Origin of the sequence: Microbacterium sp. NPDC096154, assembly GCF_040302945.1 — a bacterium.
Classification (GTDB): Bacteria; Actinomycetota; Actinomycetes; order Actinomycetales; family Microbacteriaceae; genus Microbacterium.
The window spans coordinates 24,357-46,298 of sequence record NZ_JBEOSM010000002.1 but is presented as its reverse complement, the minus strand read 5'-3'; the positions used below and the strand labels follow the sequence as shown (position 1 = coordinate 46,298).

Here is a 21,942-nt window from a genome sequence, read left to right as displayed (position 1 = left end):
GCTGTGCGGCCGGTGCCCGGGGGAGATCCCGCGGCAGCGGGGTCAGCGCTTGCCCGCAGCGCAGCTGTCGTCGAGCGCCGTGCGGCCCTGGGCCGCGATCTGGGTGCCGGGCGGCTCGGACGCCTGCGACGACGGCGTCGGCCCGGGTGTCGTCCCGGGCGACGGAAGCGCCGGCGTCGGCGTCGGCGGCGCGAAGTCGGACGGGGCGGGCGCGAACGACTCGTTGGCGGCGAGCGTGCGCAGCATCTCCTCCGCAGCGGGCACGTCCGGCAGCACGTGGGCGGGATCCGTCGGGTCGTAGTACGTGGGGTACTGGAGGAACACGATGTCCGACAGCGGCACGTCCTTGGCCGCCAGGGCGATGCGCACCAGGGTCATGGGGTCGGTCAGCGAGGTGCTGGGGTCGACGTTGGTCAGCACCGTGCGGGCCAGGCTCAGCAGCGTCGAGGGGTTGGACAGGACCTCCGCCCCCATGAGCTTGCGGGCGAGGGCCGACATGTAGACCTGCTGGTTGCTGATGCGGGCCAGATCGCTGCCGTCTCCGACACCCTTGCGCGAGCGCAGGAACGCCAGAGCCTGCTCGCCGACGAGCTCGTGCGTCTGCCCGCCCTCGAGGTGCAGCATGCCCGCCTCGACGTCGTCGATCGTCTCGGCGACGCACACCTCCACGCCGCCGACCGCGTCGGTGATCTCGATCACGCCGTTCCAGGTGACGGTCGCGGCGTAGTCGATCCGCAGGTCCGGGTCGTACGGGGTCGTGAGCGTGTCGATCGTCTTGGCGACGCACGCGAGCCCGCCCGCGGAGTACATGGCGTTGAGCATCTGCTCGTCCGACGGGTACGTGTACGCGCCGGTCTGAGGGTTCGTGCACTCCGGTGTGGGGATCTTCAGGTCGCGCGGGAACGCGATCGCGGTGATCCGGCGGGGTTCCGGCGAGATGCGCACGAGCAGGTTGACGTCGTTGAGGCCGTTGCGCAGCTCGCGCCCGTCCTCGCCGTACGCCGACCGTGAAGGCGGGCAGCGGTCGCCGAACTTCTCGTGCGAATCCCACTCGCACACGTCGATGCCGGTCAGCAGCAGGTCCACGCCCTCGTCGTCGACCAGCGCGGCGACGTCGGGCGGAGCGGAGCCCTGCCCCTCGAGCGCGACCGCGTTCTGGCGGAACGCCGACGACAGGTCGTACAGTGCGTAGCCCGCCGTGGCCAGCGCGGCCACCGCGACGCAGGCCGTGCCGATGCCCACGACGCGCAGCGCGCGGCGCCGCCACCCCGACTCGCCGAGGTGTGCATGACGGGCGACGGTGCGGCGGCTCGGAGCCGATCTCGGGGACACACGGGGCCTTTCGGGAGGGAAGGCTCAATATAACGCGGGCGTGTTGCATCCGTGGGTCATCGTGCGAATGGATGCCGCACGCGCCCGCCGCGCCACGAGCGCCCGCCCGCGCCACGATCGCCAGCGGCCGTGCGGGCCGCCGGGGCGGATGGATCCGGCTCAGGCCGCCTCGAGGCGCTCCGCGTCGAGGATCGTGTAGCTGTAGCCCTGCTCGGCCAGGAAGCGCTGGCGATTCTGCGCGAAGTCCTGGTCCACCGTGTCGCGCGCGATCAGGGTGTAGAAGCTCGCGGTGTGGTTCGACTGCTTGGGGCGCAGCAGGCGGCCGAGGCGCTGGGCCTCCTCCTGGCGCGATCCGAACGATCCCGAGACCTGGATGGCGACGGATGCCTCCGGCAGGTCGACCGAGAAGTTCGCGACCTTCGACACCACGAGCACCTGGATGGCGCCCTCGCGGAAGGCCTGGAACAGCTGCTCGCGCTCGTCGACCGGCGTCGCGCCGGTGATCTTGGGGGCATCCAGCGCCTCGGACAGCTCGTCGAGCTGCTCGAGGTACTGACCGATCACCAGCACCTGCTCATCCGGGTGCTTGGCGATGAGGCTGCGCACCACGTCGATCTTCGCCGGCGCGGTGGCGGCCAGGCGGTAGCGGTCCTCGTCGGCGCTCGCCGCGTACTCGAGCCGCTCGCTCGGCGGCAGGTCGACGCGCACCTCGAAGCATGCCGCCGGCGCGATGAAGCCCTGGGCCTCGATCTCCTTCCACGGGGCATCGAAGCGCTTCGGGCCGATCAGGCTGAACACGTCTCCCTCGCGGCCGTCCTCGCGCACGAGCGTCGCCGTCAGGCCGAGGCGGCGGCGGGCCTGGAGATCGGCGGTCAGCTTGAACACCGGTGCGGGCAGCAGGTGGACCTCGTCGTAGACGATCAGGCCCCAGTCGAGCGCGTCGAGCAGGGCGAGGTGCGGGTACTCGCCCTTCCGGCGCGCGGTCAGGATCTGGTACGTCGCGATGGTGACGGGCTTGATCTCCTTCGACTGGCCCGAGTACTCGCCGATCTCCTCCGGCGTCAGCGACGTGCGCTTGAGCAGCTCGTCGCGCCACTGCCGGGCCGACACGGTGTTGGTCACCAGGATGAGCGTGGTCGTCTTGGTCTCGGCCATCGCCCCCGCGCCCACCAGCGTCTTGCCGGCGCCGCAGGGCAGCACCACGACGCCCGAGCCGCCGTCGCTGAACTTGTCGACGGCCTCCCGCTGATAGGGGCGCAGCGCCCAGCCGTCCTCGGCCAGGTCGATCGGGTGCGGCGTGCCGGGCGTGTAGCCGGCGAGGTCCTCGGCGGGCCAGCCGATCTTCAGCAGCTCCTGCTTGATGTGCCCCCGAGCCCACGCGTCGACGACGTACGAGTCGGGCGTCGGCTGCGAGAGCAGCAGCGGCTGGATGCGCTTGTTGCGCGACACCTCCGCGAGCACGGCTCGGTCGGTCGAGGTGAGCAGCAGCTCGCCCTCGTCGCCGCGGCGGATGGTCAGGCGCCCGTAGCGGTTGACCGTCTCGCGGATGTCGACCGACACCGACGGTGGCACGGGGAAGCGCGACCAGCGGTCGAGCGTGGAGAGCATGTCGTCGGCCGTGTGGCCGGCGGCGCGCGCGTTCCACAGGCCGAGACGTGTGATGCGGTACGTGTGGATGTGCTCGGGCGCGCGCTCGAGCTCGGCGAAGATCGCCAGCTCGTGTCGCGCCGTCTCCGCGTCGGGATGCGCGACCTCCAGCAGCACGGTGCGGTCGCTCTGCACGATCAGGGGGCCATCAGCCATAGCCGTCCAGCCTACCGCCGTCGGCGCCGATGAGGGCCGGATGGTCGTGCTCACCGGGCCCGAACGGACCGGGCCCTGAACTCGCGGGCCACGCGCGGCGGCGCCGGTGCTACGCGGGGCGGATGCTGGTGATGCTCTTGACGGGCAGCGTGCGCTCCACATCGGCGCCGCGGTCGCGGCCGCGCAGGCGGCCCCCTCCCAGCCCTGTCGCCTCGAGCGTGAACGTGCGGGTCGAGCCGTCGGGCAGGGCCACCTCGACCGCGAGCAGCGACTTGGCGCGCACGGCGTTCTCGAGCTCGCGCTCGAGCCAGGCGGCGTCCGCGTCCGATCCGTGTGCCGCGCGCAGGCGCTCGATCACCCCGCCGTAGCGGGCTGATGGATCCGGATCGCTCGGCGCCGTCGCGACGCGATTGCGGTCGAGCGTCTCGGATCCGCCGTGGTCGTCGAGCGCCACGACGGGGTACTTGGCGTCCGCGAGCGCCCAGTACACGGCCTCGCGCGCGGCGCGGGTGCGCAGCATCCGGCCGTCCTGCACGAAGCCCAGTGCGCGCAGAGCCTGGTCGACGGCGATGGTCTCGAGCAGCCCGTGGTCGCGGCTCGACACGATCGTGTGCCCGGTGTCCGGCTCGCGCGACACGCGCACGAGCCCGTGCCGATCGGCGATGCGCTGCACGAGGTACTCCAGCGGCTGGGGCACCCCGGTGAGCGACAGGCTCGACAGGAACGTCAGGATGCTCTCCGCCGTCTCGCCCGACGACAGGGCGCCGATGATCGACGCCTCGGTGAAGCGGTAGCTGGAGGCCTGCGCGTGCGACTCGCGCAGGGCCATGCCCTGCAGGCGCACGTCGAGCGCCGGGGCCAGGGGGCCCGGCGAGATCGCGGTGAGGTCGTTCTGCAGGAACACCCGGTCCACCTCGTGCGGCAGCAGGGCCACGAGCGGCGCGGGGTCGGCCGCACCGCCCTGGCGCAGGGCGGTGGCCCAGGCCGGTTCGGCGCTCCACGGGGCGGCGGTGCCCTCGGTCACGAGGCCGGCCAGGCGCAGCAGGGTGCGCCACCGTTCGGCGCGCGCCGGCCAGGTCTCGTCGAGCGGGTAGGCGTCGGGCCACAGCGCGGGGTCGATCCAGCCGCCCGAAGCCGTGCGCACGCCGGCCGGCAGCGCGTCGCGCAGCCGGGTCGCGAGGCGGCTCCAGCGCTCGCCAGTCGACTCGCGCACCCAGGCCGCTCCGTCGAGGGTCACGAGCCACTGTCGTTCGCCCGCGGTGAGCAGCCCGGCCGCCTCGGCGAGCGCAATGAGGTCGTCGGCCTCATCCGCGTCGCGCACGATCTCCTGCTGGGCCAGCCGGCGCCGATCGGCGGCGCCGACCGTGCCCGCGCCGACGCGGCCCAGAGGGGTGCGCAATGTGAGCAGCAGCAGGTCGGCGAGCGCCGACGCGGTGGTGAACGCCCGTTCGGCGGCGTGGGCGGCGGCTCGCTCGGTCGCCGGCTCAGGGACGCCGTCGGGCGTGCGGGTCGGGGCAGCGCCGGCCAGGGCGTCGCGCACTGCGGCATAGGGGGAGCCGGTCTCGTCGGTCAGCCCCAGGCGCTCGGCGCCCGAACCCGCAGCGAGGTCGGCGAGCTCGTCGCGAGGCAGCTCGGTCACGGCGCGGGCGACCGACTCCGGAGCCAGCAGCGCCTCGGCCGCGTCGAAGAAGTCGTGCCAGCTGACGTTCGCCGGCACGAGTCGCCGGGCGAACAGCGTCGCGAGCTCGCCGTCGCCCGCCCGCGCCAGCCGCTCCGCGAGTGCGCGCGCATCGGCGGCGCCGGCCCGCTGACCCTGTGGCATCTCGGTGCTGTTCACGGCGCTCAGGCGGTCACGGGTTCGGCGTGGTCAGGATCGACCGGCCTTGCCCCTGCGCACGAAGCTCATGATGAGCAGGGTCAGGATGAGCGCGAACGCGACCGGGAGCCCGAACATCGGCACGGCCGCGATCGTGGGCCAGATGCCGTGCGCGTACTCGGCGTGCGTCATCCCTGCGGCGGTCGAGATCATGATCGCGAAGAAGCAGATCACCGAGAGCAGCGCGATGCCCAGCGCCATGAACGCGAGGATGCGGTCGATGCGCCGCACCGGCGGGTCGGCGGGGGAGTTCGTGCTCATCCTCATCAGGTTACGGCACGCGCGGGCGCGTTAGGCTGGTCGAAGCGGGATCCGACGGTCCCGCTTTCGTCTCGCACGGCGCTCCCGAAGCGCCCTCCATGCTTTCAGAGGTTGTGTCATGCCCACCGGCAAGGTCAGGTTCTACGACGAGGACAAGGGGTTCGGCTTCATCAGCAGCGATGACGGCCAGGATGTCTTCCTGCACGCCAGCGCCCTGCCCGCGGGGGCGGCGCCCAAGCCGGGCACTCGGCTGGAGTTCGGGGTGGCCGATGGCCGCAAGGGTCTGCAGGCCCTCTCGGTGCGCCTGCTCGAGGCGCCGCCGAGCCTGGCCAAGGCCAAGCGCAAGCCCGCCGACGACATGGCCGTGATCGTGGAGGACCTGGTGAAGCTGCTCGACGGCATCGGCGGCGATCTGCGCCGTGGCCATTACCCGTCGAGCGGTCACGCGCGCAAGGTCGCGGCCGTGCTGCGCAAGGTCGCGGAAGAGCTCGATGTCTGACGCCGACGCGCCCGTCCCCGAGGTCGAGGCCTCCGGCGCCGAGGCCCCCGAGCGGGAGCTGCCCGGCGCTGAGCTGCCCGAGCCCGCGCCGTCGGCTGAGCTGGAGGTTCCGGCCTCCGCGGCGGCCGAGGCGGAGATCGCCGACGCCGAGCCGATCGCCGACGCCGCGCCGCTCACCGACGCCGAGCCGATCGCCGACGCCGCGCCGCTCACCGACGCCGAGCCGATCGCCGACGCCGCGCCGATCGCCGACGCCGAGCCGATCGCCGACGCCGCGCCGATCGCCGACGCCGAGCCCGAGCTGCCCGAGCCCGACCGGCGCCTGCTCGAGGCGCACGACCTCGCGCTCGCGGCGCTGCACGAGATCACGCCGGCCTCGACGGTCGGCGCGCCCGCGGGACACCTGGTCGAGCCGGACGGCGTGGTGTCGCTGCGCTTCGAGAACACGCTGCTCGGCTATCCCGGTTGGTACTGGACCGTCTCGCTCGCGGTGGTCGAGGGATCCCAGCCCACGGTGCTCGAGGCCGAGCTGCTGCCGGGAGACGACGCCCTCCTGGCGCCCGAGTGGGTCCCGTGGGCCGTGCGCCTCAAGGAGTACCAGGCGGCGCAGGCCGCGGCGGCCGAGGCCGCAGCGCTCGCTGCCGAGGAGGACGCGGACGACGAGGACGGCGACGACTTCGACGAGGACGGCTCGCCCATCCTGCACGCCGGAGACGTCGACGGTGTCGACATCGACGCGCTGGACGACGAGTCGGACGAGGACGATGATTCGGACGACGAGTCGGACGATGACGACGACGAGTCGGACGACGATGACGACGATGACGACGACGAGTCGGACGACGATGATGACGAGTCGGACGACGACGAGTCGGACGACGACGAGTCGGACGACGAAGACGACGAGTCGGATCAGGATGAGTTCGACGACGACGAGGAGTGACGTCCTGTCCTGACGCAGACGACCTGACGCACACGAAGGGCGCCCCGGTGAGCCGGGGCGCCCTTCGCGTGCGTGGTCGACGCGGTCAGACGCCCGCGGGCTCGCGCGCCTCGGAGCCTTCGGGCCGGATGACCTCGAGCGGCATCGTACGGGTGTCGATGAGCGGGTTGTCATCCTGACCCTCGACGAGTTCGGCGGCCTCCGCCCGGGTCTCGACCGCGGGCACGGAGCCGAGCAGCGGACGCCGGGCCGACTCGCGCATCGGCAGCACCGCGATACCCGCCACCAGGCCGAAGAACATGATGTAGAACGCCGGCATGTAGGCGTTGCCGGTCAGCTGGATCAGCCATTCGCTGAACAGCGGCGTGGTGCCGCCGAACAGCGAGACCGACAGGTTGTACGCGATCGCCATCGCGCCGAAACGCGACGCCGTGGGGAACAGCGCGGGCAGCGCGGCGGCCGACGGGCCCACCCACAGCGCCACGGGCACCGTGCAGAGCGCGAGCGCGATCAGGATCGCCCAGATCTCGCCGAGCTGCAGCAGCGCGAAGGCCGGCAGCATGAGCACGAGGGTCGACGCCGACGCCATCAGGTACACCGGCTTGCGGCCGATGCGGTCGGAGAGCCGGCCGATCAGGGGCAGGCATGCCGACAGCACGATCAGGACGGGCACGGTCGCCATCGCGGCCAGCAGGTTCGACACGCCCACCTCGTTCTCGAGATACGTGGGCATGTAGCTCGTCAGCGCGTACCCCGCGGTGTTGGTCGCGGCCACGATCGCCATGGCGATCAGGATCTGGCGCCAATAGTGGCGGAAGATGCCGATCAGGCCGTGCCGCGACAGCGGGTCGGCGGCATCGACCGTCGTCTCGCCGGCGGAGTCGGCGACTTCGTAGGCCGGCGTCTCGGGGATGCGCAGGCGGAACCAGATCGCGACGGCGCCCAGCGGCAGCGCGACGAGGAAGGGGATGCGCCAGCCGTAGTCGACCATGGCGCCCGCGCCCGAGGCCGACTCGACGATCAGCGTGGTGACCGCGACGGTCGAGGCGCCGGCCGCGAAGCCGAGGTACGAGCCGGCGTCGAGCCATGACGACCAGAAGCCGCGGCGGCGATCGGGGGAGAACTCCGCGACGTACGTCGTCGCGCCGGCGTACTCGCCGCCGGTCGAGAAGCCCTGCGCCATCTTCAGCAGATACAGGGGGATGATGGCCCACAGCCCGATCTGCGCCGCGGTCGGCAGCACGCCGATGAGCGCGGTCGAGACCGCCATCATCGCCATGGTCAGGAACAGCACCTTCTGGCGCCCGATGCGGTCGCCGAGAGGGCCGAGCACGGCGCCGCCGAGGGGGCGGACCAGGAACGACACGGCGAAGCCGAACAGCGTCACCAGCAGGCCCGCCTCCGGCGGCAGGCCCTCGGTGAACACGGCGGCCATGGTCACGGCGAGGTAGCCGTAGACGCCGAAGTCGAACCACTCCATGAAGTTGCCGACGACGGTGCCGGAGATCGCGGTGCGGATGCGTGATCGCTTCACGACCAGCACGTCTTCGACACGGAGTCTGCGGGGCTGCCGCCGAGGCCTCCGGATCGCGGGGGCGACCTGCACGGGCCGGGCCTTCGGCGGCTGACTACTGCTGCTGGGGTTCACGGATCATCACTCGTTTCGCATCGATCGCATTCGTTTCGACCGGTGCCCGGGGGCACCAAAGCCCCGACCATAACGAGAATCGGGTCAGAGCCTCAAACGCGTGCGAGACGATTTGACAGCGAGTTCAGCGGCACGCAGATACGCGCGCGCTTAGCAGGACGATCCGCGCGAATCTGTGCGTTGCCTCCGTGGCGCCGCAGGCGGCGTCAGCGACCCGTGCGCTGAGCCTCCAGCACGAAGTCGATGCTGCGGATGAGCTGACGCACGTCGTCGGGGTCGATCGACACGAACGTCGCCACGCGCAGCTGATTCCGGCCCAGCTTGCGGTACGGCTCGGTGTCGACGATGCCGTTCGCCCGCAGCGTCTTGGCGATGGCCGCGGCGTCGATGCTCTCGTCGAAGTCGATCGTCACCACCACGGGCGACCGGTGCTCGGGCTCGGTGACGAACGGGGTCGCGACCTCCGACGCCTCGGCCCACTCGTACAGTGCACGCGACGATTCCGCGGTGCGCGCGGCCGCCCACTCGAGTCCGCCGTTGTCGAGCATCCAGCCCAGCTGGCTGTCGAGCAGGTGCAGCGTGGTCAGCGCGGGGGTGTTGAGGGTCTGCTGGAGGCGGGAGTTCGTCACGGCCTGCTGCAGGCTCAGGAACTCCGGGATGTAGCGGCCGGATGCCGCGATGCGCTCGATGCGCTCGATGGCGGCGGGCGACATCGCGGCGAACCAGAGACCGCCGTCCGATCCGAGGTTCTTCTGCGGCGCGAAGTAGTACACGTCGGTCTCGGTGACGTCGAAGTCGATGCCGCCGGCCGCGCTGGTCGCATCGATCACCGTGAGCGCTCCCTCGTCGCCGTGCACCCGGGAGACGGGCGCCGCGACGCCCGTCGACGTCTCGTTGTGCGGCCAGGCGTACACGTCGACGCCCTCGAGGGGGGCGGCGTCCGTGCGCGAACCGGCCGGGGCGTCCCGCACATCCGGCGCCTCGAGCCAGGGCGCCTTGGCGGCCTTGGCGAACTTGCCGCCGAACTCGCCGAACGTGAGGTGCTGGCTGCGCCGCTCGATCAGGCCGAACGCCGCCGCATCCCAGAACGCGGTCGAGCCGCCGTTGCCCAGCACGATCTCGTAGCCGTCGGGAAGGCGGAAGAGCGTCGCGAGGCGCTCCCGCACGCTGCCCACGAGGTTCTTCACCGGCGCCTGGCGGTGCGATGTGCCCAGGAGCGACGATCCCACGGCGGCGAGGGCCTCGACCTGGGCGGCGCGCACCTTCGAGGGACCGCATCCGAAGCGTCCGTCGGCGGGCAGGAGATCGGCGGGAATCGTCAGGCTCATGGGGAAACTCTATTGCTCCGGAAGGGGCGGCCACGCGCACGCACGTCGCGCGACAGGCGGACGGGAGCCTGGCCCTCACGCCCGGACGGGACCGCGTCTGGCCGCCCGTCGCGCTGGTTAGGATTGCCTGACACGCAGCGCGCGACGGAGGCTGGCATGACCGACCTGATCGATACCACCGAGATGTATCTCCGGACGATCCTCGAACTGGAGGAGGAGAACATCGTGCCGCTGCGTGCCCGCATCTCGGAGCGGCTGGGGCACTCGGGGCCCACGGTGTCGCAGACGGTCGGCCGCATGGAGCGCGACGGGCTCGTCGTCGTCGGCGACGACCGCCGCCTCGAGCTGACCATCGCCGGTCGGCAGAAGGCCGTCGACGTGATGCGCAAGCACCGCCTCGCCGAACGGCTGCTGTCGGACGTGATCGGCCTCGACTGGGCGTACGTGCACGAGGAGGCGTGCCGCTGGGAGCACGTCATGAGCGAGCAGGTCGAGCGCCGCCTCGTGGAGCTGCTCGGGCACCCCACGGAATCCCCGTACGGCAACCCCATCCCGGGCCTCGACCAGCTGGGCGGGGCGCCCGCCCACACGTTCGAAGAGGGCGTGATCGGCCTGGTCAAGCGCCTCGACGCCGCGGGCGGTCCCATCCGCGGCACCGTGCGCCGTCTCGCCGAGCCGGCTCAGGTCGACCCCGACCTGCTGCAGCAGCTGCGCGAGGCGGGCGTGGTGCCGGGCGCCCAGGGCGACTACCGGTACAGCGAGGGATACGTGCTGGTGCAGATGGATGGGCAGGACGAGGGGCTCGAGCTGCCGGTCGAGCTCGCCTCGCACATCTTCCTCGTGGACGACCTCGCGGCCTGAGCCGCGCCGACCGCATCGTCCAGGGCCGCCCCGGAGGAGCCCTGCACGTGGCCGGCTGAGCGCACGAGCGTTCCGGCCGCCGGACGACCGGTAAGCCCCGCGCGACACGGACTGACATGGGCGACGGGATGCTGCCAGGGGATTGACAGGCGCTCCGGCCAACCAGAGCGTGACAATTCCGTTACCTTCCCGTAGTCTCGAGGGATATCCGGGGCGACCCTTCCCGGATTGCTCCGTGGGAAATCGCCTCAGCGGCTCGTCGTTTCCACGGATCGCACACTGCGTGCCCCGACAACCCAGTGCTGACGAGCCGGCGGACCCGAACCGCGAGGCGATGGAGGAAACAGTCTTGTCCCAGATCGATTCGTCATCCGTCGCGCCCGACACCGACCAGACGACGAGCCTCGTGCCCGCCCGCACCGAGACGCCCGTCCGCACGAAGGCCGGAATGCGCGCCGTGATCCGCAAGGCCGAGCGCGAGGCCCGTCGCGCGGGAGCCCCCCGGGTGCGCCCTCTCCGTGCCATCGGCACCGTCGCCGCGGTCGGCGCTCTCATCGCCGGTGTCGCGTTCCCCGCTTACGCGGCCATCAAGTCGGACGGCACCGCCGTCACGATGCACGATGTCGCCGCCGGTGAGGCGCAGTCGCTCGTCGTCGCCTCCGAGGTCGAGTCGCCCGTGGTGACCGGCTCCAGCTATGCCGCGACGACCCCCGAGGAGCTCGAGAAGGCGGCGGCCGAGAAGGCCGCCGCGGAGCGCGCCAAGCAGCAGGCCGCGGCGGCCGCCGCAGCCGCAGCGTCGGCTCCCGCCGTCGCCTCGGCGCCCGCGACCAGCTACGCCGCGCCGGCCGCGGTCAGTGGCGGCTTCGGCTCGCCGCTCCCCGGCGGCTCGTACTACATCAGCCGCAGCGTGGGCAGCGGCCACCAGGGCACCGACATGGTCTGCGCCGCCGGCACGCCCATCTACGCCGTCACCTCCGGCACGGTCGTGACGGCCGGCTGGTCGGGCGCGTACGGCAACCTCGTGACGTTCACGGGCAACGTGAACGGCTCGGGCGTCGAGGTGCGCAACGCGCACATGAGCTCGATCGCCGTCTCGCCGGGCCAGACGGTGCAGGCCGGTCAGGTCATCGGCTACGTGGGCAGCACCGGACGCTCGACCGCCAACCACCTCCACATCGAGGTGCGCATCAACGGCGGTCTGGTCGATCCGATGGGCGTGCTCCCGATCTGATCTCCGTACGACGAAGACCCCGCCCATCGGCGGGGTCTTCGTCGTACAGGGGGACGCGGCCCGGACACGCGCGGGAATTCATCCGTCGTTTCCGCATCGCCGCGCCGTGCGTGGGCTAGCCTGATCCCGTCGCCGAGAGGAGAAGGGAGAGGCCGATGGAGCGAATTCCTCGCATCCGAACCATGGATGCGCTCGGGCGTTACGTCCTTCGACACGACTCTCTCTTTCATCCTGTGCATGCGAGCCGCGGTGCGACCGTGGCCCCGAAGGCGCTGTCTGTCTGACAGCGCCTTTTCTCGTCTCTGCACAGGTCTCGTCCTCGACGTGACGGCAGTTCGACAGCCCGGAAGCCGTCCGGGACCGATCGAGAGGACGCAGATGCGCACGCTGGTGTTGAACGCGGGATACGAGCCGCTTGCCGTGGTCTCGTTCAAGAGAGCCCTGGTGCTCGTGATGAACGAGAAGGCGACGGTCATCGAGCACGACGAGAACGAACCGATCTGGGGCACGACCGCCTCGTACGACCGCCCGGCGGTGATCGTGCTGACCCGCTATGTGCGGGTGCCGTCAGCCCGCCGCATCCCCGTCACTCGCCGAGGCGTGCTGCGGCGCGACGCGTACCGCTGCGCGTACTGCGGCAAGGCGGCCTCGACGATCGACCACATCCTGCCCCGCTCCCGCGGCGGCGGGTCGTCGTGGGAGAACCTTGCCGCGTGCTGCCTGCGCTGCAACAACATCAAGGGCGATCGCACGCCCCAGGAGATGGGCTGGGAGCTGCGGATGGCGCCGCGGCCCCCGCACGGCACGGCGTGGACGGTGCGCGGCGCCGAGCGCACCGATCCGCGGTGGGAGCCCTACCTGGCGCTGGCGGCCTGAGCGGCGAGTTCTCCTGCCGTTCGCCTGCGACCGGTAAGGTCTTCGCCACGCGCGCGTGCCGCGCGCTCTCCGAGCGGCAACAGGGAGGCTGGATCGTGGCGAAGAAGACCAAGGCCGAGCGGGCGGCGGAGGCGGCCATCGAGGCCGCCGCCGACGCGGCGAAGGACGCCAGGAAGCTCAGCAGGACGCTTCCGAAGAAGCATGCCAAGAAGCTGCGCGCGCTCGCCGAGGAGGCGTCGGACGCCGCCGATGTCTCGCAGAAGCGGCTGGCTCGCAAGCCGCGGAAGGTCGAGAAGAACGCGACGGCCGCGGTCGCCGCCATCGCGAAGGCCACGGAGAAGATCGAGGCGAAGCGCTCCGAGCGCGCTGCGGAGAAGAAGGCTGCGGACAAGCTCGTCAGGAAGGCCCGCGAGCGCGCGGCCGAGCACGAGCGGCCCGGGTCGATCGAGGCGCCGTCGGCGGTCGAGGCCGCTGACCCTGTCGAGGCACCCGACGCGGGGGAGAGACCGGATGCGGCGGAGTCGGTCGTCCCGCCCCGTGCGGCGCCCGCGGACGTCGAGCCTGCGGACGTCGATCGCGGCGAGATCGAGCAGCCGGCCCCCGCCGTCGCCCAGGAGCGCGCGCCGGAGCGCCGGGAGCCCGAGGCAGCAGTGGCGCCGTTCGATGCCTCCGCGCTGTCGTCGATGACGGTCGCGCAGCTGCGCGCCCGGGCGCGCGCCGAGCAGCGCACGGGCTACTCGCGCCTGACCAAGGCGCAGTTGCTCGCCCTGCTCTCCTGACGCGCGGGGGTGCTGCGCGCGGCTGAGGCCGCCGCGCGCGGCCATAGGCTGAACGCCATGAAGACCTTCGTCCTGCCGGGCACCGACATCGTGGTCCCGAACGTCGTGCTCGGGCTCATGCGCATCCAGGACAAGAGCGACGAAGAGGTGCGCACGCTGGTGCGCACGGCCCGGGACGCCGGCATCGCATTCCTCGATCACGCCGACATCTACGGATCGAGCGTGCATGGCTGCGAGCGCCGCTTCGGGGAGGCCATGAAGCTGACCTCGTCAGAGCGCGAGGAGTACGTCATCCAGTCCAAGACGGGCATCGTCAAGGACGGCCCTTACTTCGACTTCTCGTACGCCCACATCGTCGAGTCGGTGAACGGCTCGCTCGCGGCGCTCGGCACCGACTACCTCGACATCCTTCTGCTGCACCGTCCGGATGCCCTCGTGGAGCCGGATGAGGTGGCTCGCGCGTTCGACGACCTCGCGGCGGCCGGCAAGGTGCGCGCGTTCGGCGTCTCGAACCACACGCCCAGGCAGATCGACCTGCTGCGGAAGTCCGTGACCCAGCCGATCGTGGCCAACCAGCTGCAGCTGTCGATCACCCACGCGCCGATGATCGCGCAGGGCATCGCGGCCAACATGCAGGGACTGGAACAGTCGCTGGTGCGCGACGACGGCATCGTCGACTACTGCCGGCTGCACGACATCACGATCCAGGCGTGGTCGCCCTTCCAGGCGGGCTTCTTCGACGGGCCGTTCCTCGGCTCCGACCGCTATCCCGAGCTCAACGCGGTGATCGACCGCCTGTCGGCCTCGTACCGCGTGCCGCCCGAGGCGATCGCGGTCGCGTGGATCACGCGTCACCCCGCGCGGATGCAGGTGGTGCTGGGCACCACCACGCCCGAGCGCGTCGCCGCCGCGGCGCAGGGGTCGGAGGTGCCTCTCACCCGCGCCGAGTGGTACGAGCTCTTCCGAGCGGCCGGCTACGTGGTGCCGTGAGCGGCACGTGACGTGCCCCTGGAGGGACTCGAACACGACTGAGCATATTGCTTAATCGGGCACCAACCGGCAAGGACCGCGGAATTACGCGGAATTTGAGGAGCTTGGACGACATCGCGCAACTCTACGAAACGTGCTCCGGCAAACGGTTTGCGGGTAAATCGTGGGCAGAATCGCTGAAAAATCAGCGTTCTGGAGCATCGGAGACGCAGGCTGTCCAGCGCCCACGATTCGCTCTTGCGGCAACGAGAAGCAAATGAGCACATTGATAAGCTGGGGGCAACGTCCGGGGCTTTCGCCGTGCAATGTGCTCAAGTAACCCATCGCTGGCCTCGCCCCGGAATGGACCCCCGACGGCTCGCGTCCTCCCCGGGCGGCCCTGCGGTTGAGCTGCTGGTCGGTCCCCGGGAAAAGGTGTGCTTGTCGAGCCACAGTTCGACGTCCTGCGGTGGTGGCGATCTATGGCACCGACGGCGCTACTTGAGCGCGAGGCGCGCGATCAGGCGAACGGCGTCCGTGGGTGGGACGTCTCGCCGACGGCGGCCCGAGCGCCAGAGACCGACCACCTCGAGTACGTCGAGTACCGGCTCGGTCAGCGCGGAGAACCAGCGATGGTCGAGTTCTCGACCCTGTGCGTCGACATATCCGAGTTCATTGAGGAGTTCGATTTCCTGGCCTTCCGCATCACGTCGTGTCGTGATGCTCTCGTCGGCGAGACCGATGACGAATGCCGTGCTGGCAACGCGCTGACCTTCCGTCATCCGCTGACGCAGGAGCATGCGCGCGATCTGTCCGGCCAGCGTCGCAGGCCGCCCGATCGTCGGGCGCGCCCGACCCACCAATTCGAGACGACCTTTGAGCTTGCGGACCAGACGCAGTCGTTCGGCCGAAGCGCGCAGATCGCGCATGGGGCAGGTGAGGTCTTCGCGGTTCGCTTCGCGGATCCAATCGTCGCGCCAGCCGAGCGTCGTCATCCCTTCCAGCACGACGGCGGGCGGCATCCACCCTGCCTTGGTCAACGTCAGCCCGTCGACGCCGATGCGCTCGATCAGCCCGGCGTACGGCTTTACCGCCTCGGCGAAATCCTCGTCGCGCAGCGGATCGGGGGTAAGCGCTCCTCCCCGCCGAAGGTGCCGGCGCAGGTTCGACCGGAGCGGCACGGACAGACCCGACGCGAATTGCGCGATAGGCGAGTCGTGCGTCACACCGGTGGCGGCATCCACCAGTCCTGAGAGGTCGGATGCCGCCGGCCTGAAGAGTGCGGCAGGCTCACCGCGCGCGCCATCCAAATCGGCATCCTCGAGGTCACCTGTGGTCCACGTCCGACTGCCGTGGCGACCCATGCCTTCGTCGATCCATACTCGGGATGCGAATCGTCGGCGAGGATTGCGGCAATCTCCTCGTAGCCGGTTCGGCCGCCGGAATCCTCGAACGGCGCGCGCCGTTCCCCCGAGATCAGTTGCGGCAAGCAACTCGTCAGGTCTCGCGACATCGATCCATCAGATCGATGCGGTGCAACCAGTTGTCGCCTTGGTCGTAGATGTACCACAGCGGCCCGTCGTGCTGCATTGCCTCACCGATGGTCGTTTCGGCCTCATCCTCTTCGCCCTGGAGTTCGACCTCTGTCAGCGACCAGGCATCAACCCACGCCCGAGGCTGCCGCCCGATGCGCGGGATCCCGTTGGTCCGGACCCACGGATCGTCCTCGGAGAAGCGGTGCAGGTGCGAGTCGAACCAGTTGAACGCCACCTGCAGCACCATGTGTAGCTGGGCGAGCGACAAGCCGTCATCAACGTCGATCGTGCGCCAGATCTCCGGTTCCAAGCCCACGATCGAGACGCGTAGGCGAAGAATGCGGCGGGTGGGGCGGGTGGACACCCAACAACGCTATTGGGCACGCCGCTTTGGAGTCATCGCCCGATCGAAGGCCCTCCGATGCTCCGGCGGATGCTCCACCCGGACACGTTGACAACTCCAGGAACTAGGGGGAGAAGTCAAACCTGAAATATCGGCTTTCCGCTGAGCTCGTTGATGGCTGCATGCACGTTGTCGTCCATTGTCTTCGCAGCCGAGCTGAAAAGGTCGAGCCCGGCCTCTGCGATCTGAAGAGTTGCGGCCATGTCGGGCGCAATATTCGTGGGTCCAATACCAATTTCCATGGAGTGGCCGCTGCCTGACACAGTCACAGAGGACGCCTTCGGAGTGCCGCCGTCGACGCTTTGCGGACGCCACCGATGGAAACCGACGTTTCGGAGCTCGAGAAACTTCGCCCACCGATTGTCGCCGAAGAGATCGGAAAGTGTCTTGGCGACCGTGATTGTCGCAGGCGACTGGGACGCTGTCGCTGCCTGGCGTGTTGCCTTCATGACACTCGGTTCGAAGGAGACCCATGCCGAGGGATTTTCGCTGAACGGTGGAAATCCTCCAGCCTTCGGGAAGGAGGCGTCGATGCTCGTCCGGGCGGCATCGTTCAACCGGAGTAGCCGTACAAGCGCGTTGGCCAACCCGTGTGCGGCGCTGAGAGTCCACATGGCTGTCATCTCGGCTTGCGCGCGCACCCCCATCGTCGCGTGCTGCGGATCCAAGGTAGCCGCATCCGCGACGGTCCAACGCCGGGCGTCTCTGTTCGTCGCAAGCGCAAGAGCGAGTTGCTCGCCGGCCGAACCGATACGACCCAGAATTTCCGCAATCTGATCCACCCACTCTGGCCCGAGGTGGATGAAGGCACCCATCCCGGCGAGATCGGAATTGCCGGCTGTCTTCTGAAGTTCCCTCGCGACTTCGGAGATCTTCTGCTCCCGCGGAGTGGCGGGGTACGGCGGCACCGGCACCAGTGACGGGAGGACGAGAGCTACCAGGGTAGGAAAGGGCGATGATTGCTCTGCCGTCATGAGTGCGAGAGTACCGCTATGTACTGGCGTGAGAGCGGAAGGCGCGAGCGGGAAGCGCAGTTCCTGCGGCCCTATTTGATCACGCTGCGTTCGTGGCGATCCCTCCGACCACAATCGGTGGCTTATCCGGTGCGCGCCGAGGGACTTGATCGAAACATGCCTCCCTGGATGAGGGTTGCCTCGCACGCAACAGTTGGAGGCGACAGGAAGACCCTGGTCCTCTGGGTGTGTGGGGCACTCCCGCCGCCCGCGAACCGGTCCATGAGCGGTCAACCAGAGCTGCCGCCGAACCAGCTTGCTGCCCGACCTCAAGCGTCGCGAGGCCCGTCGTTGCTGACTCGCTAGGTGGCGAGTCTGCCAATAAGTCAGGAAGCCGGTTCCTCGCAGAGGCGGTCGAAGAGGGACCACCCTTCCTTGAGCAGCTGGTGGATCGCGACGAACGGCTCCGCTATGAATTCAAGACCTCCGCCCGACATGCCTACACCCAGGCCCGTCCGACGGTCGGCTTTCAGCGTCGAGCCCCGCTGGTACATGCCCCACCCGAGGCCGTGCGCGTCGGAGCTCATCTGGCGCCAGAGCAGTCGGCCGGCGCCTCGTCGGCGATTGTCGGGGAACTGGTGATCGAGCGCCCACGCTATGACGTCGGTCTGGATGAACTTCGCCCTCGTGTGTCTCGCCCCGACTACCTGACTGAATCGCAACTTGCACCACGCGAGGTGATCCTGCACTCCGTCTTCTCGCTTGCGCTCAGCGGGAGCTTGAGTTGCTCCTCGTCGTACTTGGCCAGCTGCGTGTACATCTCGCCGATCAGCGTGAGTCCGCGCTCCTGCCGCTCGGCCGCGTCCGCGGCGAGAATCCACACGGCCTGTGATGCGCACACGAGCGCGGTGCGCATCACCGTGAAGTGAGCGCTCGGGTAGACCTGCCCAGCCTCGATAGAGGTCTTCGCCAAACGGAGGTGTTCGCCAGCGGTTAGCAACGACAATCGAGAGGTCTCGCTGATGCGGTGCCAGATGAACACTGTGTCGTCGGCTGCGAGGGCGCTGCCCCGCTCCGGTTCCTCAGGCGGCATCTTCTGACCCCGAGCGTGCCATGCGTCGAGGTCGTCATATGTGGCGCGGATCGTGTCGAGAGAGTCCTGAGGAGTCACCCGCCAATAATCTCGGTATCTCGGCGTCCCGTGCGCCTTTCGGGCAGGAGAATCCCTTGCCGACCTTCGGTCGGGGGATGGACATGGGCAAGCTGATGCGGGTTGCGCCGAGTCCAGTAGTGTTCCGACGTGACTGCTTCCGAGAACGATGTTCGAGATCAGCTTGCGACTCGGCTCTCGCTGATTGAGCCTGGTCTGCAGCACGTGGCGAATAACTATCACGTTCGGAACGCCCACGGCGCCGACGGATTCGTGGACATTCTGGCCCGCGACTCGACGGGTTCCTTTGTCGTCATCGAGCTTAAGAAGGCGATCTCGACATCTCGGCAGGCAATGCATGAGGTTGGAAAGTACGTCGACCTGCTTGGTCGCGACAAGGGACTCCCGCCGGAGATGATCAGGGCGATCGTCGTATCGACCGACTGGCACGAGCTCCTGGTTCCGTTCAGCTACTACGTCCACCACAGCGACTTCGACCTCAGGGGATTTCAGCTCGACCTGGAGGCCGACGGCTTGACGCCGAAGGCAGCACAAAGAGTGACAGCACTTGCCGCTTCCACGCCGCGGAGCCTCACCGCGGCGCAGCGACGGATCGACGGGGATCTTGTCGATGACCTCTCTGCTTCTTGGGACGCAGTGAAGGATCGGCTGCGTGAACTGCAGATCGATGACTTCGTCGCACTGCATCTTTCTCTGGACGGAGCGCACATCGTCGTGCTGGCACTCGGCACGGTCCTCTCGGACGATCCGCGCGATCCGATGAGTGACGTGCTACGCAAGGAACTGGACTTCGACGACGAAGACCTCGATGAGATGACAACGGAAGAGCTCGTGCTGCTCGGGATGGAATGCGAGGGCCATCCGCTCAACGTCTGTTACCCGGAGAAGGTGGGTTCGCTCGTCCACAGCCATGGCTGGCAGGTCGACCTGGTCGAGCGCTCTGGCGTCTTTGAAGACGCTGATCTCTTCCCAGAAGCGGATCTGCTGCAGGCATGCGAAGGCTGGACAGGCGGTCTCTCGGCTCACCATTTCAACGGGAGAGCGCGAACATCCAACGCTACGCAGTGGGCCGGATTCCGCGGGTCCATCTCCAAGGTGATCGCCGATTCACCGGGCTGGGTCGCCCCTGCCAGGCTCTGGCTCGACCAGCTCGAGGTGACCGCGCCACAGTGGGACATCAGCGCCAATGTGTACGACAACCACGACTTCCTTCAGGCTCTTCTTCACGGGTATCGGGATGATAAGTGGATAGAACTTGTGCCGCACTTCTCCCTGGCGGTGGAAGCCCTCGATGGCGACTCATATGGCCTATGGGGCTACCTGCGCTGGGACGGCACCGTCGTCCGGCTTGTTGACGGGCTTCGCGCGGCCTACGAGAACATCGGCGAGTGGGGTGATCTCCGCGCCTTTGACGATCAACACGAAGCCAACATCAGGTTGCTCGAAGCGTGGCATCTATCTCACGAGCTCACCGAAAAGCGTGCGCGACGACCACTGCCCGAGATCCTCCTCGAACGCCACGGCGCACTCGTCAAGCAGGCTGTTGATAAGGATGACAATCGAAGCGACATGATGCTGTCATGGGCGATCGTCGACTTCTTGGAAGCGCATGCTGATCAGCTCGACGAGCTCGTTGCGTACCTGAAGAACCACGTGACGATAGACCCCGCGACGGCGACTCAGATGCACTTCTTCGACGGCAGCGTCGACTCGGATTGGTACTGACGCGCCATTGCCCGGACGGCACGAAGCCCCGTCACCGAGTGGCGATCGGGGCTCTCTATGTGGATCTGAAACTAACGCTGCGACGTCGAATGCTCCACCACCTCATCGCGCAGGATGCCGACCGTGGACGTGAACAGCGGTCGCGCGACGAACAATGCTCGAGACGTGTTGCGGCGGTAGCCGTCATTCATCCGGACCAGGCGACCCTCGCTATCGATGACGCCGGTACCGCTGTAGCCCCGTCAGCGCGTCGCGGTGAGCTCGGCGACACCGGCGACACCTCGGACTTGCCCGTTCCGGTGGTCGAGCGGACTCGATGCTGCCGTCTCGCGGAGCGGCCAACGTGGGAACCTCAAACGGGATCGCTAGCGGGAAGGGATGTCGGAGGGTGCGCCTATTCTGAGTGTCCGTACGACGGAGGGCAAGTTCAGATGGCCAGACTGAGTAGATCGCAGATTGAGGCGAAGATTCGTGCTGCCCAGCGCGAGGCGGAGCGAAAGATCAAAGCCGAACTCGACCGAGTCAATCGCGAGAACAAGCGACGCGTGGACGATTACAACCGTAAGGTCGACCAGCACAACCGCCAAGTCCTTCAAGCTCAGCAGCGCCGAGTCGATGCATACAACGCCGAAGTCGCGCGCGTGAATGCCCACAACCAGCGCGTGAACACCCACAACGAACAGACGAACGCGCGCAATCGGACCACGATCTCCGAACTGAACCGCCAGCTGCGGTCTGCGGCTTCCGGACCGCGATACACCCCCGCCGAGCAAGATCTAGCCGACCGCGTGCAGCAGCGGGCAGCGCAACACCCCGAACGCGATCACGATGCGTTCCTGAGCTATGCGCGAATCGACGGCAGCGAGGTCGGGGTCACGCTTCGCGCTGAGCTGGAACTCCTTGGTGCTTCCGTGTGGTTCGACGAGGTGGCGATTATGCCGGCAAAAGTCAGGCCCTCCAGATGGACAAGGGACTGCGGTCGGCCCGATGCAGGATCGCTTTGCTCACGCCGGCATACCTGACAGGTCGTTTCTGGACCGAGCGCGAGCTCGGAGCCCTCCTGCACAGGAGACCCTGATCCCCGTACTACACAACGTCACCTTCGAGCAGGTCGCCGAGTACAGCGGCATCCTCCCGGATCTCGCCGGCTTCGAGACTGCCCGCGATAGTGTGCAGGACATCGCCGCCAAGATCGCAGCAGCAATTCTCCCGACAACCACCTGATCAAGCGAAGGTCGTCGGCGACCGCAAGCGGGTCGTTCGCGGAACGCGCGAGGAGATTCTGTGGGCGAGGTCGAAACCCGCGCCCATCGCGCCCGAAAAGCCCGTGCGAGCCTCTCGTCGATGAGCGCCCGACCACAGAGCGCCTACATCCCGATCCCGCGCCCAGCATTCGGCGCCCCGGCAACCGGCCCCGTTGCCATCGCCGCCCCGCGGCTTCTTGTCGCGCGCCGCACCTCAGCCTCGGCCGCGCGCAAAGCATCCTGCATCGTCAGCTCCGGAGTGCCGCGCTGCATCGACTTGGCGAGGCACTCGCGGGCCGCAGCGTCCGTCCGCGCGACGACGATCGCGACGTTGTGCAGCCGCCCGCGCGTGAGGCCGACGTAGAGCCCTGCGGCATCGACATCCGGCTCGACCACTGACGCATCGGCGGTGTCGCCCTGCACGCCGTGCACGGTGGACGCGTAGGCGAGCTGCAGGTGCTCGCGCGCGTACTCGGTGGACACCCGCGCCACCTCGCCGCTGTCG

General features: G+C 68.8%; 21 protein-coding genes. 9 read left to right on the top strand and 12 right to left on the bottom strand.

Translation table 11 applies throughout. The annotated features are described in order from the left end of the window. Positions 1-42: 42 nt before the first annotated feature. From ABTW64_RS02685 to ABTW64_RS02670, 4 genes are all read right to left on the bottom strand, one after another. Complete coding sequence (locus tag ABTW64_RS02685; RefSeq protein ID WP_350618925.1) at positions 43-1,332, bottom strand: LCP family protein; 1,290 nt, start codon at positions 1,330-1,332, stop codon at positions 43-45. A gap of 159 nt (positions 1,333-1,491) precedes the next feature. Next, a complete protein-coding gene (locus ABTW64_RS02680) occupies positions 1,492-3,135 on the bottom strand; it encodes a DNA repair helicase XPB (RefSeq protein WP_350618923.1) in 1,644 nt (547 codons plus the stop codon). A gap of 109 nt (positions 3,136-3,244) precedes the next feature. Then, the gene (locus ABTW64_RS02675; protein ID WP_350618921.1) at positions 3,245-4,972 is read right to left on the bottom strand and encodes a helicase-associated domain-containing protein; all 1,728 of its coding nucleotides are present in this window, start codon (positions 4,970-4,972) and stop codon (positions 3,245-3,247) included. Between the two features lie 30 nt (positions 4,973-5,002). Continuing rightward, positions 5,003-5,272 carry a multidrug ABC transporter ATPase gene (locus tag ABTW64_RS02670; RefSeq protein WP_350618919.1) on the bottom strand — a complete coding sequence of 90 codons (270 nt, stop codon included), beginning with the start codon at positions 5,270-5,272 and terminating at the stop codon, positions 5,003-5,005. Positions 5,273-5,390: 118 nt separating this feature from the next. Between ABTW64_RS02670 and ABTW64_RS02665 the strand changes: the two genes are divergently transcribed. Both ABTW64_RS02665 and ABTW64_RS02660 read left to right on the top strand, forming a co-directional pair. Beyond that, positions 5,391-5,771, top strand: coding sequence for a cold-shock protein (locus ABTW64_RS02665; RefSeq protein WP_350618917.1), 381 nt, complete (start codon positions 5,391-5,393; stop codon positions 5,769-5,771). Then, positions 5,764-6,714 (top strand): DUF3027 domain-containing protein, encoded by a 951-nt coding sequence (locus ABTW64_RS02660; RefSeq protein ID WP_350618915.1) that lies wholly within the window; start codon positions 5,764-5,766, stop codon positions 6,712-6,714. The genes ABTW64_RS02665 and ABTW64_RS02660 overlap by 8 nt, the downstream gene beginning before the upstream one ends. A gap of 85 nt (positions 6,715-6,799) precedes the next feature. Here ABTW64_RS02660 and ABTW64_RS02655 read toward each other — a convergent pair whose 3' ends face one another. Then, on the bottom strand, positions 6,800-8,248 hold the full coding sequence (locus ABTW64_RS02655) for an MFS transporter (RefSeq protein ID WP_350618913.1): 1,449 nt from the start codon (positions 8,246-8,248) through the stop codon (positions 6,800-6,802). Between the two features lie 320 nt (positions 8,249-8,568). Beyond that, positions 8,569-9,690, bottom strand: coding sequence for a phosphoserine transaminase (gene serC / locus ABTW64_RS02650; protein WP_350618911.1), 1,122 nt, complete (start codon positions 9,688-9,690; stop codon positions 8,569-8,571). A 156-nt stretch (positions 9,691-9,846) separates the two neighbouring features. Between serC and ABTW64_RS02645 the strand changes: the two genes are divergently transcribed. From ABTW64_RS02645 to ABTW64_RS02625, 5 genes are all read left to right on the top strand, one after another. Further along, positions 9,847-10,551, top strand: coding sequence for an iron-dependent transcriptional repressor DtxR (locus tag ABTW64_RS02645; protein WP_350618909.1), 705 nt, complete (start codon positions 9,847-9,849; stop codon positions 10,549-10,551). Between the two features lie 349 nt (positions 10,552-10,900). After that, on the top strand, positions 10,901-11,782 hold the full coding sequence (locus ABTW64_RS02640; RefSeq protein ID WP_350618907.1) for a M23 family metallopeptidase: 882 nt from the start codon (positions 10,901-10,903) through the stop codon (positions 11,780-11,782). A gap of 378 nt (positions 11,783-12,160) precedes the next feature. Continuing rightward, on the top strand, positions 12,161-12,658 hold the full coding sequence (locus ABTW64_RS02635) for an HNH endonuclease (protein ID WP_350618905.1): 498 nt from the start codon (positions 12,161-12,163) through the stop codon (positions 12,656-12,658). Positions 12,659-12,753: 95 nt separating this feature from the next. Then, complete coding sequence (locus ABTW64_RS02630) at positions 12,754-13,437, top strand: hypothetical protein (protein ID WP_350618903.1); 684 nt, start codon at positions 12,754-12,756, stop codon at positions 13,435-13,437. A 57-nt stretch (positions 13,438-13,494) separates the two neighbouring features. Continuing rightward, a complete protein-coding gene (locus ABTW64_RS02625) occupies positions 13,495-14,427 on the top strand; it encodes an aldo/keto reductase (protein WP_350618901.1) in 933 nt (310 codons plus the stop codon). 476 nt (positions 14,428-14,903) lie between these two features. Here ABTW64_RS02625 and ABTW64_RS02620 read toward each other — a convergent pair whose 3' ends face one another. The 5 genes from ABTW64_RS02620 to ABTW64_RS02600 all read right to left on the bottom strand — a co-directional run bounded on the left by ABTW64_RS02620 (position 14,904) and on the right by ABTW64_RS02600 (position 18,468). Continuing rightward, positions 14,904-15,716 carry a hypothetical protein gene (locus tag ABTW64_RS02620; protein ID WP_350619740.1) on the bottom strand — a complete coding sequence of 271 codons (813 nt, stop codon included), beginning with the start codon at positions 15,714-15,716 and terminating at the stop codon, positions 14,904-14,906. Beyond that, positions 15,629-15,919: an IS1096 element passenger TnpR family protein gene (locus tag ABTW64_RS02615; RefSeq protein WP_350618899.1), complete on the bottom strand. Its 291-nt coding sequence runs from the start codon at positions 15,917-15,919 to the stop codon at positions 15,629-15,631. The genes ABTW64_RS02620 and ABTW64_RS02615 overlap by 88 nt, the downstream gene beginning before the upstream one ends. After that, the gene (locus ABTW64_RS02610) at positions 15,904-16,305 is read right to left on the bottom strand and encodes a plasmid pRiA4b ORF-3 family protein (RefSeq protein ID WP_350618897.1); all 402 of its coding nucleotides are present in this window, start codon (positions 16,303-16,305) and stop codon (positions 15,904-15,906) included. Before ABTW64_RS02610 ends, ABTW64_RS02615 begins: the two co-directional genes overlap by 16 nt. Positions 16,306-16,421: 116 nt before the next feature. Further along, positions 16,422-17,318: a hypothetical protein gene (locus ABTW64_RS02605; RefSeq protein WP_350618895.1), complete on the bottom strand. Its 897-nt coding sequence runs from the start codon at positions 17,316-17,318 to the stop codon at positions 16,422-16,424. Positions 17,319-18,000: 682 nt separating this feature from the next. Beyond that, positions 18,001-18,468, bottom strand: a complete 468-nt coding sequence (locus ABTW64_RS02600) for a hypothetical protein (protein WP_350618893.1) — start codon at positions 18,466-18,468, stop codon at positions 18,001-18,003. Between the two features lie 129 nt (positions 18,469-18,597). Here ABTW64_RS02600 and ABTW64_RS02595 point away from each other — a divergent pair, with 129 nt between their 5' ends. Continuing rightward, positions 18,598-20,193, top strand: a complete 1,596-nt coding sequence (locus tag ABTW64_RS02595; RefSeq protein WP_350618891.1) for an endonuclease NucS domain-containing protein — start codon at positions 18,598-18,600, stop codon at positions 20,191-20,193. Positions 20,194-20,624: 431 nt separating this feature from the next. Then, on the top strand, positions 20,625-21,215 hold the full coding sequence (locus tag ABTW64_RS02590) for a nucleoid-associated protein (protein ID WP_350618889.1): 591 nt from the start codon (positions 20,625-20,627) through the stop codon (positions 21,213-21,215). 345 nt (positions 21,216-21,560) lie between these two features. Here the strand turns inward: ABTW64_RS02590 and ABTW64_RS02585 are convergent, their stop codons facing one another. Next, complete coding sequence (locus ABTW64_RS02585) at positions 21,561-21,920, bottom strand: hypothetical protein (RefSeq protein WP_350618887.1); 360 nt, start codon at positions 21,918-21,920, stop codon at positions 21,561-21,563. Positions 21,921-21,942 lie beyond the last annotated feature (22 nt).

What these genes read in the sequence shown, in the direction of transcription:
- ABTW64_RS02625 (WP_350618901.1), top strand. Translation starts at nt 13,495, where the DNA reads ATGAAGACCTTCGTCCTGCCGGGCACCGACATCGTGGTCCCGAACGTC.
- ABTW64_RS02605 (WP_350618895.1), bottom strand. Translation starts at nt 17,318, where the DNA reads ATGACGGCAGAGCAATCATCGCCCTTTCCTACCCTGGTAGCTCTCGTC.
- ABTW64_RS02645 (WP_350618909.1), top strand. Translation starts at nt 9,847, where the DNA reads ATGACCGACCTGATCGATACCACCGAGATGTATCTCCGGACGATCCTC.
- serC (WP_350618911.1), bottom strand. Translation starts at nt 9,690, where the DNA reads ATGAGCCTGACGATTCCCGCCGATCTCCTGCCCGCCGACGGACGCTTC.
- ABTW64_RS02660 (WP_350618915.1), top strand. Translation starts at nt 5,764, where the DNA reads ATGTCTGACGCCGACGCGCCCGTCCCCGAGGTCGAGGCCTCCGGCGCC.
- ABTW64_RS02615 (WP_350618899.1), bottom strand. Translation starts at nt 15,919, where the DNA reads ATGTCGCGAGACCTGACGAGTTGCTTGCCGCAACTGATCTCGGGGGAA.
- ABTW64_RS02680 (WP_350618923.1), bottom strand. Translation starts at nt 3,135, where the DNA reads ATGGCTGATGGCCCCCTGATCGTGCAGAGCGACCGCACCGTGCTGCTG.
- ABTW64_RS02635 (WP_350618905.1), top strand. Translation starts at nt 12,161, where the DNA reads ATGCGCACGCTGGTGTTGAACGCGGGATACGAGCCGCTTGCCGTGGTC.
- ABTW64_RS02665 (WP_350618917.1), top strand. Translation starts at nt 5,391, where the DNA reads ATGCCCACCGGCAAGGTCAGGTTCTACGACGAGGACAAGGGGTTCGGC.
- ABTW64_RS02670 (WP_350618919.1), bottom strand. Translation starts at nt 5,272, where the DNA reads ATGAGCACGAACTCCCCCGCCGACCCGCCGGTGCGGCGCATCGACCGC.
- ABTW64_RS02590 (WP_350618889.1), top strand. Translation starts at nt 20,625, where the DNA reads ATGGCCAGACTGAGTAGATCGCAGATTGAGGCGAAGATTCGTGCTGCC.